This is a genomic window from Xenorhabdus aichiensis (assembly GCF_028598775.1).
Classification (GTDB): Bacteria; Pseudomonadota; Gammaproteobacteria; order Enterobacterales; family Enterobacteriaceae; genus Xenorhabdus; species Xenorhabdus bovienii.
On the sequence record NZ_JAQRFO010000036.1, the window covers coordinates 1 to 14677 of the forward strand.

At 38.0% G+C, this 14677-nt stretch carries 18 protein-coding genes and 1 pseudogene; 7 read left to right on the forward strand and 12 right to left on the reverse strand.

The window, feature by feature from the left end:
* Window positions 1-288 precede the first annotated feature (288 nt).
* Window positions 289-669: an aspartate 1-decarboxylase gene (gene panD, locus PSI22_RS14965; protein ID WP_038187878.1), complete on the forward strand. Its 381-nt coding sequence runs from the start codon at window positions 289-291 to the stop codon at window positions 667-669.
* An 82-nt stretch (window positions 670-751) separates the two neighbouring features.
* Here the strand turns inward: panD and PSI22_RS14970 are convergent, their stop codons facing one another.
* Window positions 752-1522, reverse strand: a complete 771-nt coding sequence (locus tag PSI22_RS14970) for an ABC transporter permease (protein ID WP_273580448.1) — start codon at window positions 1520-1522, stop codon at window positions 752-754.
* The gene (locus PSI22_RS14975; protein ID WP_273580449.1) at window positions 1519-2445 is read right to left on the reverse strand and encodes an ABC transporter ATP-binding protein; all 927 of its coding nucleotides are present in this window, start codon (window positions 2443-2445) and stop codon (window positions 1519-1521) included. Before PSI22_RS14975 ends, PSI22_RS14970 begins: the two co-directional genes overlap by 4 nt.
* 181 nt (window positions 2446-2626) lie before the next feature.
* On the opposite strand from PSI22_RS14975, the gene can reads away from it, so the two are divergent.
* Window positions 2627-3280: a carbonate dehydratase gene (gene can, locus PSI22_RS14980; protein WP_038187888.1), complete on the forward strand. Its 654-nt coding sequence runs from the start codon at window positions 2627-2629 to the stop codon at window positions 3278-3280.
* A 76-nt stretch (window positions 3281-3356) separates the two neighbouring features.
* On the opposite strand, the gene hpt is transcribed toward can, so the two are convergent.
* Window positions 3357-3902, reverse strand: coding sequence for a hypoxanthine phosphoribosyltransferase (gene hpt / locus PSI22_RS14985; protein WP_012990014.1), 546 nt, complete (start codon window positions 3900-3902; stop codon window positions 3357-3359).
* Window positions 3903-4389: 487 nt separating this feature from the next.
* Window positions 4390-4566, reverse strand: a pseudogene (locus PSI22_RS14995) (integrase domain-containing protein); the annotation flags it as partial.
* 1115 nt (window positions 4567-5681) lie between these two features.
* Between PSI22_RS14995 and PSI22_RS15000 the strand changes: the two are divergent.
* The 4 genes from PSI22_RS15000 to PSI22_RS15015 are packed head-to-tail and all read left to right on the forward strand — an operon-like array spanning window position 5682 to window position 9110.
* The gene (locus PSI22_RS15000) at window positions 5682-6920 is read left to right on the forward strand and encodes a DNA methyltransferase (RefSeq protein ID WP_273580450.1); all 1239 of its coding nucleotides are present in this window, start codon (window positions 5682-5684) and stop codon (window positions 6918-6920) included.
* An 11-nt stretch (window positions 6921-6931) separates the two neighbouring features.
* Window positions 6932-8047, forward strand: a complete 1116-nt coding sequence (locus PSI22_RS15005) for a DUF262 domain-containing protein (RefSeq protein WP_273580451.1) — start codon at window positions 6932-6934, stop codon at window positions 8045-8047.
* Window positions 8044-8733, forward strand: a complete 690-nt coding sequence (locus PSI22_RS15010) for an MAE_28990/MAE_18760 family HEPN-like nuclease (protein ID WP_273580452.1) — start codon at window positions 8044-8046, stop codon at window positions 8731-8733. The genes PSI22_RS15005 and PSI22_RS15010 overlap by 4 nt, the downstream gene beginning before the upstream one ends.
* 32 nt (window positions 8734-8765) lie before the next feature.
* The gene (locus PSI22_RS15015; RefSeq protein WP_273580453.1) at window positions 8766-9110 is read left to right on the forward strand and encodes a hypothetical protein; all 345 of its coding nucleotides are present in this window, start codon (window positions 8766-8768) and stop codon (window positions 9108-9110) included.
* 170 nt (window positions 9111-9280) lie between these two features.
* On the opposite strand, the gene PSI22_RS15020 is transcribed toward PSI22_RS15015, so the two are convergent.
* The 5 genes from PSI22_RS15020 to PSI22_RS15040 form a co-directional block, all read right to left on the reverse strand.
* Window positions 9281-9643, reverse strand: a complete 363-nt coding sequence (locus PSI22_RS15020) for a DUF7079 family protein (RefSeq protein WP_273580454.1) — start codon at window positions 9641-9643, stop codon at window positions 9281-9283.
* Window positions 9628-10161 (reverse strand): hypothetical protein, encoded by a 534-nt coding sequence (locus PSI22_RS15025; protein ID WP_273580455.1) that lies wholly within the window; start codon window positions 10159-10161, stop codon window positions 9628-9630. The genes PSI22_RS15020 and PSI22_RS15025 overlap by 16 nt, the downstream gene beginning before the upstream one ends.
* Window positions 10162-10187: 26 nt before the next feature.
* Window positions 10188-10406: a hypothetical protein gene (locus tag PSI22_RS15030; protein ID WP_273580456.1), complete on the reverse strand. Its 219-nt coding sequence runs from the start codon at window positions 10404-10406 to the stop codon at window positions 10188-10190.
* A 4-nt stretch (window positions 10407-10410) separates the two neighbouring features.
* A complete protein-coding gene (locus PSI22_RS21400; RefSeq protein WP_306310603.1) occupies window positions 10411-10965 on the reverse strand; it encodes a PAAR domain-containing protein in 555 nt (184 codons plus the stop codon).
* 181 nt (window positions 10966-11146) lie between these two features.
* Entirely contained in the window at window positions 11147-11356 is a 210-nt protein-coding gene (locus PSI22_RS15040; RefSeq protein WP_442316498.1) for a hypothetical protein, read from the reverse strand.
* Between the two features lie 146 nt (window positions 11357-11502).
* On the opposite strand from PSI22_RS15040, the gene PSI22_RS15045 reads away from it, so the two are divergent.
* On the forward strand, window positions 11503-11850 hold the full coding sequence (locus PSI22_RS15045) for a YacC family pilotin-like protein (RefSeq protein WP_273580457.1): 348 nt from the start codon (window positions 11503-11505) through the stop codon (window positions 11848-11850).
* A gap of 73 nt (window positions 11851-11923) precedes the next feature.
* Here PSI22_RS15045 and PSI22_RS15050 read toward each other — a convergent pair whose 3' ends face one another.
* The 3 genes from PSI22_RS15050 to sbnA all read right to left on the reverse strand — a co-directional run bounded on the left by PSI22_RS15050 (window position 11924) and on the right by sbnA (window position 14550).
* A complete protein-coding gene (locus PSI22_RS15050) occupies window positions 11924-12463 on the reverse strand; it encodes a cysteine hydrolase family protein (protein ID WP_273580458.1) in 540 nt (179 codons plus the stop codon).
* 134 nt (window positions 12464-12597) lie between these two features.
* Window positions 12598-13605 carry a 2,3-diaminopropionate biosynthesis protein SbnB gene (gene sbnB, locus PSI22_RS15055; protein WP_273580459.1) on the reverse strand — a complete coding sequence of 336 codons (1008 nt, stop codon included), beginning with the start codon at window positions 13603-13605 and terminating at the stop codon, window positions 12598-12600.
* Between the two features lie 9 nt (window positions 13606-13614).
* Window positions 13615-14550, reverse strand: a complete 936-nt coding sequence (gene sbnA, locus PSI22_RS15060) for a 2,3-diaminopropionate biosynthesis protein SbnA (RefSeq protein ID WP_273580460.1) — start codon at window positions 14548-14550, stop codon at window positions 13615-13617.
* Window positions 14551-14677: the final 127 nt, after the last annotated feature.

The window sequence follows — 14677 nt, forward strand, 5'->3', positions numbered from 1 at the left end:
TAAATAAAATCTATAATTTATTTAAGTCAAATTCTAATTAACAATATTGTCGAAAATTCAAAATTATGTGAACCACTTCAAACTTTGGAAATGATCATGATATTTTTTGGTTTTGACATTCAAATTATACCAATTATTCAAATACATACAAAAATATCGCCTTAAATACATCGAAATAATATTTTAAAATTGCATTTTGGTGTTTTTTTGACAACCTGATATAGTCATCCCTTCCGTGTCCTGTCTTACTTCCGCAGGTACGGCATCATCAATTTAGGAGCAACAAACATGTTACGCACCATGCTACAGGGGAAATTACATCGAGTAAAAGTGACACAGGCCGATCTTCATTACGAAGGTTCCTGTGCCATCGATCAGGATTTTATGGATGCAGCCGGCATTCTGGAATATGAAGCGATTGATATTTATAACGTTGATAATGGAGAACGATTCTCAACTTATGCAATTGCCGCTGAACGTGGTTCCAGAATCATCTCCGTCAACGGTGCTGCGGCACGTCGTGCGGCGGTAGGCGATAAGCTGATTATTTGTTCATATGTCCAAATTGCTGATGAGCTGACTAGATTTCACAAACCCAAAGTAGCTTATTTTGACGGTGATAATGTGATGAGCCGGCTGGCAAAAGCGGTTCCCGTTCAGGTCGCATAACCGTTCCCACCAATGACCGACTCACTATTGCGCCACTCCGCCGTAAACAACGGCGGAGCGTTATATTTATAAATTCTTGTTTTTAGGTTCTCAGCCCTCGCCCTGACTCGATCAAATACCAAGCCAACAGATAAAAAACAAAGATAAACATACCCAGCATACCTAACGTCATCGTCAGAGAAACATCAGTAATACCAAGAAAACCGTAGCGGAAGCCGCTGATCATGTAAACGATCGGGTTGAGCTTGGATACTATTTGCCAGAATTCAGGCAGCAGGGTCAGGGAATAAAATACGCCGCCCAAATAAGTCAAAGGCGTCAGAACAAAAGTCGGGATGATGCTGATGTCATCGAACGTTTTCGCATAAATGGCATTCAATAACCCTGCCAACGAAAACAATGTGGATGTTGCCAGCAAGGTGATCACCACCATACTCCATGAATGGATCTGCACAGGTACGAATAATTGGGAAACCAGTGTCACCAAAATACCCACGCACACTCCACGGGTAACTCCACCGCCAACAAATCCAGCAATAATGATATGAGTTGGCACGGGAGCGACCAGCACTTCTTCAATGCTCCCCTGGAATTTAGCGCCAAAGAAGGAGGAGGAAACGTTAGCATATGAGTTGGTGATCACAGACATCATAATCAGCCCTGGAACAATGAACTGCATGTAACTGAACCCACCCATCTCACCAATACGGGAACCCACCAGATTACCGAATATGACGAAATAGAGGGACATTGTGATCACCGGCGGCAATAATGTCTGTACCCAAATACGGCCAAAGCGGGTTATTTCTTTCATCCAGAGGGTTTTTAACGCGACCCAGTACAGTTGAATCATTGACTCGCTCCTTGATTATTATTGGTCAACCCAACAAATAGCTCTTCCAGACGATTCGCTTTGTTGCGCATACTGCTGATTTGAATACCCTGCATGCTCAGTTGGGAAAAAAGATCATTCAATCCCTGACCACGCTTGACATCCACTTCCAGCGTTACCGCATCGACCAGACGATAATCATAACCCTCAACGACAGGCATCACACCGCTGGGCGTTAAGTCGAGCAAAAACGTTTCGCGTTCTAATTGGCTGAGTAGATCTTTCATACTGGTATTTTCCACCAACTCACCATGTTGAATAATACCGATGTTACGGCAAAGCATTTCAGCCTCTTCCAGATAGTGAGTGGTCAAGATAATGGTGGTTCCCTGCGCATTCAAGGCTTTCAAAAACTCCCACATGGAGCGACGCAGTTCAATATCGACCCCCGCCGTCGGCTCATCAAGGATCAGCAACTTCGGCTGGTGCATCAGAGCACGGACAATCATCAGGCGGCGCTTCATTCCTCCTGACAGCCGATTCGCCCGCTCGTTACGTTTTCCCCATAGATCCAGTTGGGACAGATAGGTTTCTGCTCTGCTATACGCGACATTGCGGGGTACGCCGTAATATCCCGCCTGATTCAGTACAATCTGAATCACGGTTTCAAATGGGTTGAAATTAAACTCCTGCGGAACAAGCCCTAGTTGCCGTTTCGCATTGACAAGATCCGTGTCAATATCGTAACCAAACACCTTGACCTTACCGCTGCTCTTATTGACCAAAGAACTAATGATACCAATAGTGGTCGATTTCCCTGCACCATTGGGTCCCAACAATGCATAAAAATCGCCTTCTTCTACACGTAAATCAATCCCATGCAACGCCTTCACTCCGCCTGCATAGGTTTTCGTAAGCTGTGTCAATTCCAATGCATAAGTCATAAATAAAAAACACCTTTATTCTTTGCTATTTTTGAGTGCAAGAGACAAATTATGCCATTATTTTGCCTGCCTTTCTTTGCAACGACAGGGATCAAACAAAAAACATTGTTCAATTAAATATTAAATTCTCAATTAATGTTGTATATGATTCTATCTCAAAAACGTTGCTAGGCTATTAGTTATGATGAGAAAAATTGAAGAATTGTTTGCCAGGAACAAGCAGTGGTCACAATCCGTAAACGAAGAAAATCCTCACTTCTTCAAAGAATTGTCAAAAGTACAAAACCCCCATTTTCTGTGGATAGGTTGTTCTGATAGCCGCGTGCCTGCTGAAAAACTGATTGACGCTGCACCGGGTGATCTTTTTGTTCACCGAAACGTCGCTAATCTGGTTATCCATACTGATTTAAACTGTTTATCTGTTGTTCAGTACGCCGTTGATGTGTTACAGGTTGAGCACATTATCATCTGTGGTCACTACGGCTGCGGAGGCATAGAAGCTGCGGTAGATGGCACTGAATTAGGCTTAATCAATAACTGGCTGCTCCACATTCGGGATTTATGGTACAAACACAGCTCCATGCTCGGCGAGTTGCCGCCTAATGATCGGCTGAATCGTTTATGTGAGTTGAATGTCATTGAACAGGTTTATAATCTCGGCCACTCGACTATTATGCAAGCAGCGTGGAAACGTGGGCAGAAAGTCATGATCCATGGCTGGGTATATGGCTTGAAAGATGGCGAACTCCATGATCTGGATGTTACCGCTGACAGCCGTGAAAAATTGGAACTTAATTACCGTCAGGCCATTTCCAAGCTGGCGCATAAGAAATAACAGATCCACATAAAAACAAATGGCAGCCTTGTGCTGCCATTTACTCACAGTTCCCTATACGGTTTACCGCAGGAATTTACTCTTCCAGCAGAGTCACATGCCCAATGTAAGGCAAGTGGCGGTAATGCTGGGCATAATCAATGCCATAACCGACCACGAATTTATCTTCAATCGAATAGCCAATCCACTCAACCGGCACATCGACTTCACGGCGGGAGGGTTTATTCAGCAACGTACAGATCGCCAGAGAGTTCGGTTCACGGAGCGCAAAAATCTCACGGATCTTATTCAGTGTATTGCCTGAGTCGATAATATCTTCAACGATCAACACATCTTTGCCACGAATATCTTCATCCAAATCCTTGAGGATTTTCACATCGCGGGTAGAGTTCATCTCATTGCCATAGCTGGACGCAGTCATAAAATCCACTTCGTGGGGAACCTGAACTTCACGGCACAGGTCTGCCATGAATATAAATGACCCCCTCAACAAACCAACCAGCACCAATTCACGGTCGCTATTGCGATAGTGTTCTGTAATCTGTTGCCCCAATTCAGCAATACGTTGTTTAATCTCTTGTTCAGAGATCATCACTTCTACAATATGTTTTGGTTTACTCATAACTATATATTTTTAAACAAAAATTAAAATAAAATCATGTGTCTTTTTACGAAAAGTGATACACCGATTGATATACCGTTCACCACACAAAGACGCACACACAAAAACATGAGAACAAAATATTTTGCAAAGCATATCAGAATTCACCACCTACAGTAAAAGAAGGGTTGAATCTATGACTACCTACAAATATCGTTGCCAGTGAGTAGATCAGTAAACTAAACATTCTGGCCTTGTGATAGGAGGTTGCGGCGCATTTCGTCGGAAGGTATTAAAGATTGCGGTGACGGATAACCAATTGTGCCACCTCATCAAAACAAATAACATCGTGGATAATTAGATTATGTGACTATTTCCCTGATATTTTCCGGTATTAGAATAATTATTTTAATGATTTATCGCGAATTTTGCGTTCGATAAGATTACCGTTCATATCAAAATAACGGCTAGACCAGATTTCAGACAGGTGAGTGTTGAGATAATTCCATCATTCCAAACCTCCCTGACTATAAACTCTTTCGACGTAACGCCCGCGACCATTACTATGCCCCAAATCCATTGAAACCAGTGCCCTTACCTCCTGACGACTAAAACCATTTTGTTGGTAAAAACTCAGTGCATCCTGTGCCCACGCATAACGCAAACTATGGGGAGAATGGCAGCTCTTTAAACCAATTATGGCTACCACCACCCTGCCGGGCAAAAAATTTTAATTCCTTAATCAATCGGCTCATCTGCTTCTCCCTACTTATACCTGACAACATGCAATCTCTGGCGCGCGACAATGCTAACAAAACAAGAAATACCTGCTTTGTCCTTGACGGATATCTGGGCGCCAGAGTGAACGCGTGCGGGGTATCGGTTGAGTACGCTGTACTGCCGCCTGCATAAACAGGTCATCCCCACTGACAAAAAACCAGCCTCGATATCGTCAAGTTCTCCTTTTGATGCTTTTTCAATCTATAAAATGCAGTGTCAGATTCACTGCGCTGTTAAACAGGCGAGAGCCTGTAATAGCGATGTTGTCCTTTTGCTGCGGCGTCACTTTCAGCGATAAATCTGCAAAAAGTGACGCCTTAAGTCCCGCAAACGGTCAGCAAAAGTAGTGCGAGAATTGAAATGCCAACAGGCACAGCAAAATGCCGCAAGGTTAAGTGTCAAACGGTTGCAATGAGCTAATTGTTTTGGTGTGGAAAATCTGTTCACTGCATATTTCAAACGGAGATAGTTAGAAGTATGAACTGGATGTGCGAAGGCCATCTTGCGCGTATGACGTGAAATGGGATCAAAACGTAGCTCAATTCCATTGGACAAAAGATAAATGAAGATATGGTCTGATGCTGATATGAAAAATAAATGCATGATTCAACGTTCAATACACTTGAATGACAATATAAAAACACCCTTTTGAGGTATTTTTTAGTTTAGTTTAAGAGACCTTTATCACCGAACTTGCTAGGATTGTTCATACTGGCGATATCTGCTGCCAAAGGTGTACAGATGTACCACAATTCTTGCTCTCCCTTTCAGGCTACGGGAGTTCTTATAGTCGTTTTTGGCGGCTATGTGACCATCTGTGATGGTGAGTAAGTTGGTGCAGGTTAGCAATTCTTTTGAGTTGTGACAAAAAGATGCGTCAGTTCTGAGTATGTTGAATACTGTTTAACGACGCATACCGACAGTGTTTCTCAGGCAAGGTCATGTTACAATTATATATCCCCTAATTTCTTGAAGTAAGGTGAATCATAGAAATGACTCTAATTTATTATGGTAAAATGTGTGAAAACGTTAGCATTACATAATCCAAAGCGTATTACAGAAAAAGAATACAGAGCTGAATGGTACAGCTATTATGCTGGCTTTTCTCACACATTTGTTCGAGATGTTTTACGCACACTCAACCCTGAAAAAGATGCAATCATTCTTGACCCTTGGAATGGTGCAGGAACCACTACCTTAGCAGGTGCTTTGGAAGGTTATCAAGCTATTGGTATTGACTTAAATCCTGCAATGGGAATCATTGCAAGAGCAAAATTGTCAACTAAAGAAGATATTAAAAGAGCGCTAGAAATTGTTAAACGTTTACGTGTAAACATCCTGCCTAAAAATATTTTAAATAATGACGACTATTTGCTAAATTGGTTTTCTTCAAATACGGCAAGTTATTTTAGGTATATATCAAATAGCGTAATTAAAAAAAACAAATCTATTTCTGACTCAAAAACTAATTCCGTCATTTTACTGGCTTTGTTTAATGTTGCAAGAGAGCTTGTCTCCAAATTTATTCCCTCAAACCCTATGTGGGTGAAAAAAGCAAAAAAAGAAGAGGACAAAATCACAATATGTAACAAAGAAATAAAAAAAAGAGTGATTGAATTTCTTTACCAAAAAATCGATACTATTTTAGATGATGATTTTAGTGATAAAGTATCTTTATACTGTGCTTCCTCTACTAGCATTCCAGTTTCTGATAACACAATAGATATTATTGTTACGTCTCCTCCATATTGTACAAGAATTGATTATGGTATAGCTACATCACCAGAACTTGCCATTTTATTTGGAAATGATCCATCAAAAATAGACTTTGTTAGACGTTCTCTAATTGGACGCACCACTATTGATAAAAAAACACACGAAAAAACATCTTATGGAAATACTGCCGATACTATTCTTTATAAAATCCTAAATCATAATTCACACGCATCATCTACTTATTACTACAAGAACTATAAGCAATATTTTCACGAAATTAAAAAATCCATTTCAGAAATCAGAAGGGTGCTGAAAGTTGATGGATTATTTGTATGCGTAGTGCAAGATTCCTATTATAAGGAAATATATTGTGATCTTGCTGAAATATTAATAGAAATGGCAAAGGATAATAATCTAGAATTTATATCAAGAAAAGATTTTAACGCAAAGATAGTAATGGCTAATATTCATAAAGGTACCAGAAAGTATAGACCCAATATAAGCGCAAAAGAGTCAATATTAGTTTTCAAATCAATAAACTAAGGATTAAACATATGAGCTCAGAAGAAATCTTGCTAGACATTGAACAACAAATTGATAAAGTTCACACACAAAGTCTTGATTTATCCTTTAATGAATTGTTGGATATGTACGAAAGCAGTGAACTTGATATCAGTCCTGATTATCAGAGACTTTTCAGATGGACAGAAGGTGCACGTTCACGTTTTATAGAATCACTACTATTAGAAATGCCTGTACCTCCTATTTATGTGGTTGAAACAGAGAATGGAGTCTATCAACTTATTGATGGTCTCCAGCGTTTCTCGTCGTACCTTCATTTGCGTGGGGAACTAATAGCCGACCATATGGAAATTCAAAAAGGGGAAAAATTAATTTTATCCGACTGTGACATCTTAAAAAGTTTAAACGGGTTAACATATGATGACCTACCTCTAGCTTTAAAAATAAAACTAAAAAGATCATTTGTGCGTGTCGAAGTTGTTAGAAAAGGTAGTGATAATAAATTTAAATATCATATGTTTAAAAGACTCAACACGGGTGGTGAAGCCCTTACTCAGCAACAAATCAGAAATTGCACTATCAGGATGCTAGACCCTAAATTTAATGATTTCATCATCAGACTATCGAAGGATGAAAATTACTCTAAATGCATAAGTTTTATTTCTGAATCACAACGATTCGGAGCTTTCGACCAAGAACTTGTATTGCGATATTTTACTTTTAAAAATAACAGAAATGAATTTAAACATGATATAGCAGATTTCCTAACCGAATATATGGAAAATATTTCATCAGGACAACTAGAATTTGATTATGACGATAACGAAAATAATTTTAAGAAAGTCTTTGAAATTTTATCTAAAACACATGGCGAACGTATCTTTGGCCGGATTGGTACTGATGATAGACTTCAATCTAACTTTAGTATATATCACTTTGAATCAATTACAATTGGAATACAATCAATAATAAATTGTATTGATCAAACAGATGATGAAATAATTAATAAATTGAAAAATAAAATTATAGAACTTAAGAAAGACAGTACGTTTAAAGCTGAAACAACTGGAGGTGGTAAAAACTCACCAGGTCCTTTAACAAGAAGAATTGATATAGCTAAACAATATTTTGAGGATGCTATAAAATGAGCCCTGATGAATTTCTCTCTCAAGTTGAAATTGAGCGAAGCTGGAGAGAGGAAGAGATTCGCTCTTTGAATAACCTAATATCCAAAACTGGTGATGATGCAGACAAAAACCGGATTCGTCGTGCTGTAATTTGTTTACTCTACGCTCATGTTGAAGGGTTTGTTAAATTTTCATTTAATTTATATATAGAGGCAATTAATAAAATGAATCTTAGCTGTCAGCAAGTCAAGCCTATTTTAGCTGCTGCTGTTTATTATACCGATTTTTTGAAAATGAATAATCCTGACATAAAAAACAAAATTTTCAAGAAAGTTTTACCTGATGATTCTCATCTTCATCGTATTTACAGATATGAGGAATTTTTCGAAAAAATACATAACGTTTTAGATTCGACAATTAAAATAGAAGACGGCTATATAAATACCGAAAGTAACGTCGGTAAAGAAATTTTACAAAAATTACTCTATCAAGTAGGACTTTCTCATAATTCCTTAGATAGAGTTATTGGTCCCTTAACTAGGCTAAAAAACAAAAGAAACAACATTTCTCACGGTATTGATAAGTCTATAATTGACACTACTGAATATTCCGAATTTTATAATTGCTCCATGAGTATTATGGGTGAATTATCTAAAGTTTTATTTTCTGCATTTCAAAGTAAAGACTTTTTACTTAAAGCAAGCTGAAATACAATTTTTTTCAAAATAAGGAGGTGGATATGAATGAAGGCATCGCAGACATTGAAGCCTTAACATTACGTTATAGATCCGAACAATCAAAAAGCTACATAACTGAAGCTACAATTTATTATCGTGCTGCTATAGTAAATACATGGATATCCGTTGTTTTTAATTTAATAGGCAAAATAAGAGAACTATCTCTTAATGGAAATACGACTGCGCGTAGCATCGATACCTCATTTCAAACATACATAGATCAAATCAATAAAGGAAACTTACAAGACATATCAAAAGCTCTGGAGTTTGAACGTGAAATCATAAACACTTGCCGCGATAAACTTCAATTTTTCTATCAAAAAAAATTAGCAATATTAATGAATTAAGAGAAAATCACCATAGATATGCACATCCTTCATTCCAATAAATTAGAATACCATATACCCCTTCTGCTGAATATGCGAGATTGCATATTCGCAATACGATAGTTCATGTTCTTTCACACCAGCTGTGCTGGGTAAAAAATACCTTGCCGAAATAAATTTGAATATTCTTCTCAAGAAGAATTAGTCAGCTTTTTCTTCAAATGTTGCCACTCTTTTTCAAGGTACTTACGCAAAAAACATCGCCTGATATTTTCTTTTATTTTTTCTATCTTACCTCCTGTTATTTGTTTTCGCCTTAGCTCCTGAACATCTTCCCAAAGTTGTTCACGATCAAAAAAAGTCCATACAGGAGGCACAGGGGTAAGCCCATTGGTATAACATATCGGAGCTACCCACTCGAAGAAGACCATTTCCACATGCTCAAGAGGGAAACGTTTAGCTACAGAAACGATATATTCGTAGTCAACTTCATTATCTACAAAGATATCAGATAACGCTTCACACAAATCTATATCTGTTAGTTGATTGCCCAATGAGTAAACTCCTCTATTTCATCATCTAAAGCATCGGCAACTACCGAACCAGCAACTCCTCCAGCTATGCTACCTAATAACACTACAGCAATAGCACAAACGGGAGCACCAGGGCCACATAGTGGCGTTACAGCTAAACCAGCGAGGCTTCCACCTGCCACTCCACCACCAATTTGTATACCTTGTTTGACCGCTTCTTTAGATTTATTTTCAGCATTCAATATTTCATGCGTTGCTAATATTGCCGTAAATATTGTGCCTGCTTTTCCTATGATTCTTAACCTTTTGTTAGCTGTTGTAAATTTAGGGTTATCTCTGGCTGATGATTCTATTATCTCATAATAAATAGCATTTTTTTGATTTGGAGTAAGATTGGAAAATACGTTACTAAATTTTTTTCGAGAGTATTTATCAAGAAGATCGTTGAGAGAAGGAGGTGTTTTTTTATGCCTTTCAGCAACTGCCAACCCTTGTGCTGACGTGATTTTTCTATGTTCAGCCATGATTTGGTTACGCATTTCATAGCAAAATTCCGCGGCTTCTTTTACTGATATTTTTTCGATCTTACCATCTGCTTAACTTCAGAAGTCACCCTTTTTATATTTGAAGCGTAGTTTTGCCTAACCTTAGCATCACTTATAGCATCAGTAGAAAACTTGAGGGCAGAACCTTCTAATGCTGCAACGGCCTTATCCAATATAGGATCATTAATAGAATGTTCTTGTTTTCCCGAAAATGTTCCTTCAACCATTTCATATGCCATGATTTCATCCAATAATTTTGCTTAATAAAATTTCTGTTAAACTTTGTGAAGAACTTTCTTTTTCAAAATTTTCTATTTCAAGTTTCACACACTTATGGCCTGTTATTGATGTGAACATGACTTTATTTTGTTGATTAAATTCGCCATTAAGAACCGAGCCATCATCAAGCGTAACAAGACATTTAATACCGCAATAATCAATCTCAGGAGAGACACTAAAACCAATCCATTTTTTTGTTTCTGATTGCAATTCCAGTGGCTCTGTCTTTCCAGAAAAGTGTGCTTCATTTTGATAACTATCAGGAATGGAGTTAATAAGATTTGCCCTACAAGGACAAGTGCTCTGACTATCCAACGTCCCAGCCAATTTAGTTCCCATATCAAAAAAGCAATTCACACCGCCCATAATCGAAAAGTTACCTGAATGTTTTCCACAGGTAACAAAAGAGCCTTCTATCGCAGCATTCCTCCCATAAAATGTAATGTTACTGGTTCCTGTAAGAACTACCCCTCCACAGCTTGTCTTATCCCCTACAGCCAAAAAATGTCCTATAGCCATATTCCTTTCTCCCTATGCTGATACAATTTCACTGATAGAACAATTTATGAGCACCAGGATATAACAAAAAAATTTAATAATTCCACTATGAGCAAGAGTCATTCAATAAAAATGTGATAAATGTCATTTTTCAATCAAAATCAGATTATTACCTATTTTAAATTTCACGTAATACAACAGATTAAAACCATGCTGACGCGCTATGCTTGTGTCTGGCTGGCTTGGATTCTGGCAAAGGCAACGCCAGCGCATCAGCAACAACTTTTGCCGCCTCAGTGATGAAGATCACTTTAGTTCTTGCCACTAAATCCAAACCATCACCATATCTTGGTTCGTCACACTGGTGGCAATGCCCGTTACCGTTATGATGGTCGTCAATAACAAGAGTCACTTTCCCCTTAACCCACGTGTTCGCAGCGTCAGCATGCCGCAGAAAAAATGGCAATTTTCCTAAAGTTGAGAAAATAAAGTTTGGCTAACAAAGATATTAATATGTTAGTTTAGGTAAAACAGTAGAAAATCAGTATAATAGAAATTATGCAAAAGATTGCTTTGTTCACTTACATCCTGGTTCTGTTCAGTTTCGCTCAACCCGCAAAAGCCCTGTCTGAGGAAGAAGCTGAAAGTCTTGCTGATATGACAGCCGTTTACATTTATTTGAAATATGATTGTGGCTATAGCCAGATCCCAGACCGTGAGATCAGGCGTGCCATTATTTATTTTGCCCAACGTAACAAGTGGGATCTCAATAACTACAACAGTCAGTTAATGGAAGAACTGAATCAGTCAGGCTACAACGATCTGAAGGGAATCAATCTGCCTCAAAAGGCAAAATGCCAATCGCTTGCCCGACTCTCTCTCAGCCTGCTCGCTTATGTAAAATAATTTCACTGGCAGATAATTAATCTGCCAGTTATATATTCCATTTACCCAACAGAATATTCATATTTTACTCAGATCATACTCCGAATGCTTTGCTTGTCGTAATTTCAACCCCATAGATGGTTTTCAGATAATCAAGGGCAGCTTGTTCATCGATACCAGGAAAAGCACAAACAGCATCGGACAATACCGTAATGCCATAACCACGAATAAATGCACCGTAAGCCGTATGGCGGATGCAGCAATGGATATGCTGACCTGTCAGCACCACTTCAGTCACGCCATATTGTGCGAGAACATCTTCCAGATCCGTTCCGTCGAACGCATTATAAAATCGCTTAGGAGAAACGATTTCACGCTCCATGCCGATTGGAGCCAACTCATCAATCACATCCGCCCCCCGCGTACCGGCCATGGCATGTTTTCCCCAGATTTCCATTTCCCGATCATCCGCACGATGGGCATCATTGGCATAGACCACCAACCAATTAGGATTGTTTCTGGCATGTTTGATCATTCGCTGAATAGACGGAATCATTTTCATCGCATTTTCTTCATTGGCGAGGACGCCGGTTACAAAATCATTCAACATGTCGATTATGATAAGTGCTTTCATCTGTATGGCCTTCTTTTGATTCTTGTATGCTTAAATGCCAATTGGAAAAATCCAACCTATCCTCCATCATATATCGTATATTAAAAAAATAACCCTCTTAATTTAGTCTATTAATTAATTTATTAAAAATACATTCATCTCATTACGGGTAAAGGGTGAAAATCTGAAATTGTAACGCCAGATATATCCTTCAAATCATAATATATGTTCTCAGCGACTGCAATATCCAGCATTCCCATTCCAAAAGGAGAATATATTCTTAACTTAGTTTTATCGGGTTTAACTTTACCCCGAATAAGATCAGATATACTTCCTTTTATAAATTGTGTATCACCCGTCTCTTCTGCTGTAAGATGCAGAGAAGTATGAGCTTTAACTGCATGAGAAATATCATCAACATAGTTTTCTGCTTTTAATATGATATCAGTAGAAAGATCACGTAGAGAAATATGTAAAACGGTTGGATTATGGGAGAACAGCGCGGGATCAACGATATGGGGGCTGACAGCCGAAGTAGCAAAGATAATCAAATCTGATTGACTAATCGCATCAGTCGTATCCAAATATTTAGCCTCAATACCTAATTTCTGTTTACAGTATGAGATAAATTTGGCAGCATTAGTTTCAGATAAATCACTAACAACAATATTCCCGACTTTCCAGCCTGTGCTATATAAATATTCAACGATAGAAAAAGAGATCAATCCTGTCCCTATGACAGCCAACTGATCACATCTCTTTTCCTGATGAAGATACTCCGCACCAATAATAGCGGATGTAGCGGTTCTTGCTGAACTAATTTGACTACCTTCAATACAAGCAATAGGGTAGCCAGTATTACGATCATTAAGAATGACAACAGCAGAAGCCCGGTTTAATCCATGCTGTATATTATCTGGAAAACTACTGACCCATTTGATTCCGGCTACTTTATTACCATGCTCTATCGATGCAGGTAGAGCAATTATCCTATTTTTGTTACTGTCAGGAAATCTCAAGAAATAACTATCAGGATTAGTTACCATTCCATCGCTAAATAAACAATAAGTTTTTTTAATTATTTCGATAATCTTTTCCTTATTCTCTTTTATCCAGACTTCAACATCATTACCAGAAATAATAGTGAATTTATTATCAGTCATTTTATTTCCTTAATTATAAAATTTATTAACCCAATCATCATTATATATAGTGTCTATATATTTCTCTCCCATGTCAGGAGAAATAGCCACAACAATTTTATTTTTCCCAATCATACTTTGATAATGCCGGACAGCCGCTAAAACCGTCCCTGTTGATCCTCCTAAAAGGAGCCCCATTGAAGCTAACTCTCTGCAAGTGAATACTGTTTCTTTCTCATCTATGTAAATAATTTCATCGAATTGTGAATATTTTCTAATTTCTGGTGCCTTACTGGTTCCCAAACCAGGAATCCTCCTTTTACTTGGTTCACCACCAAAAGTGACAGACCCCTTTGTATCAACAGCAATAATTTTCGTTGAGGGAGAGTATTTACGTATGTAGCTTGACACGCCTCCAAGAGTTCCTGTCGTTCCCACGCCAATAAATACATAATCAGGATACGGGTATTTTTCCAATATATTTTTTCCTGTCATACTATAATGAGAAAGAACATTATTTTTATTTTCATACTGATTAACCCATATTAAATCCTGATCCTCTTTTAGCATAGATTCAATTATTCTTATCCTTTCTCCCAAATAACCTCCATTATTATCTTTACTTTTCGCTATAATAAGGTTTGTTCCATATGCCCGGATCGTCCTCTCAGTCAGAGGAGCTATATTCGGATCACTAACACAAATAAATGGATAACCTTTCCAGGCACAAATCATACTCAATGCTAACCCTAGATTTCCTGACGAACTCTCAATCAACTTTTTTCCTGTTCTTAGTACCCCACTATCCTCAAGCGCTGAAATCATATATAGCGCAGGCTTTATTTTTATTGATCCTGTAACAGAAACCCCCTCCACTTTTAATGAAACAGCGGAATCAGGAATCCAACCATTAATATTTATAAAGCATCTGTCATTAATTAAAGATGATATGTCATCGAAGAGCATATTAATCTCCTTTATCATGACTAAAAATAGTAATTAAATCATTAAATACAGATAAAAAACTCCAATAAAAAAAACAACACATAACAATAAGGAAATAGGTTTAAAACTATAAATAGTCAACTTTATT

Bases quoted from the DNA above. Each gene is read 5' to 3' on its own strand.
- PSI22_RS15015 (WP_273580453.1), top strand. From the start codon at position 8,766: ATGAATGAAGGCATCGCAGACATTGAAGCCTTAACATTACGTTATAGA.
- PSI22_RS15005 (WP_273580451.1), top strand. From the start codon at position 6,932: ATGAGCTCAGAAGAAATCTTGCTAGACATTGAACAACAAATTGATAAA.
- can (WP_038187888.1), top strand. From the start codon at position 2,627: ATGATGAGAAAAATTGAAGAATTGTTTGCCAGGAACAAGCAGTGGTCA.
- PSI22_RS14970 (WP_273580448.1), bottom strand. From the start codon at position 1,522: ATGATTCAACTGTACTGGGTCGCGTTAAAAACCCTCTGGATGAAAGAA.
- PSI22_RS15010 (WP_273580452.1), top strand. From the start codon at position 8,044: ATGAGCCCTGATGAATTTCTCTCTCAAGTTGAAATTGAGCGAAGCTGG.
- PSI22_RS15025 (WP_273580455.1), bottom strand. From the start codon at position 10,161: ATGCGTAACCAAATCATGGCTGAACATAGAAAAATCACGTCAGCACAA.
- sbnB (WP_273580459.1), bottom strand. From the start codon at position 13,605: ATGACTGATAATAAATTCACTATTATTTCTGGTAATGATGTTGAAGTC.
- PSI22_RS15045 (WP_273580457.1), top strand. From the start codon at position 11,503: ATGCAAAAGATTGCTTTGTTCACTTACATCCTGGTTCTGTTCAGTTTC.
- PSI22_RS21400 (WP_306310603.1), bottom strand. From the start codon at position 10,965: ATGGCTATAGGACATTTTTTGGCTGTAGGGGATAAGACAAGCTGTGGA.
- PSI22_RS14975 (WP_273580449.1), bottom strand. From the start codon at position 2,445: ATGACTTATGCATTGGAATTGACACAGCTTACGAAAACCTATGCAGGC.
- panD (WP_038187878.1), top strand. From the start codon at position 289: ATGTTACGCACCATGCTACAGGGGAAATTACATCGAGTAAAAGTGACA.
- PSI22_RS15050 (WP_273580458.1), bottom strand. From the start codon at position 12,463: ATGAAAGCACTTATCATAATCGACATGTTGAATGATTTTGTAACCGGC.
- sbnA (WP_273580460.1), bottom strand. From the start codon at position 14,550: ATGCTCTTCGATGACATATCATCTTTAATTAATGACAGATGCTTTATA.
- PSI22_RS15030 (WP_273580456.1), bottom strand. From the start codon at position 10,406: ATGGCATATGAAATGGTTGAAGGAACATTTTCGGGAAAACAAGAACAT.
- hpt (WP_012990014.1), bottom strand. From the start codon at position 3,902: ATGAGTAAACCAAAACATATTGTAGAAGTGATGATCTCTGAACAAGAG.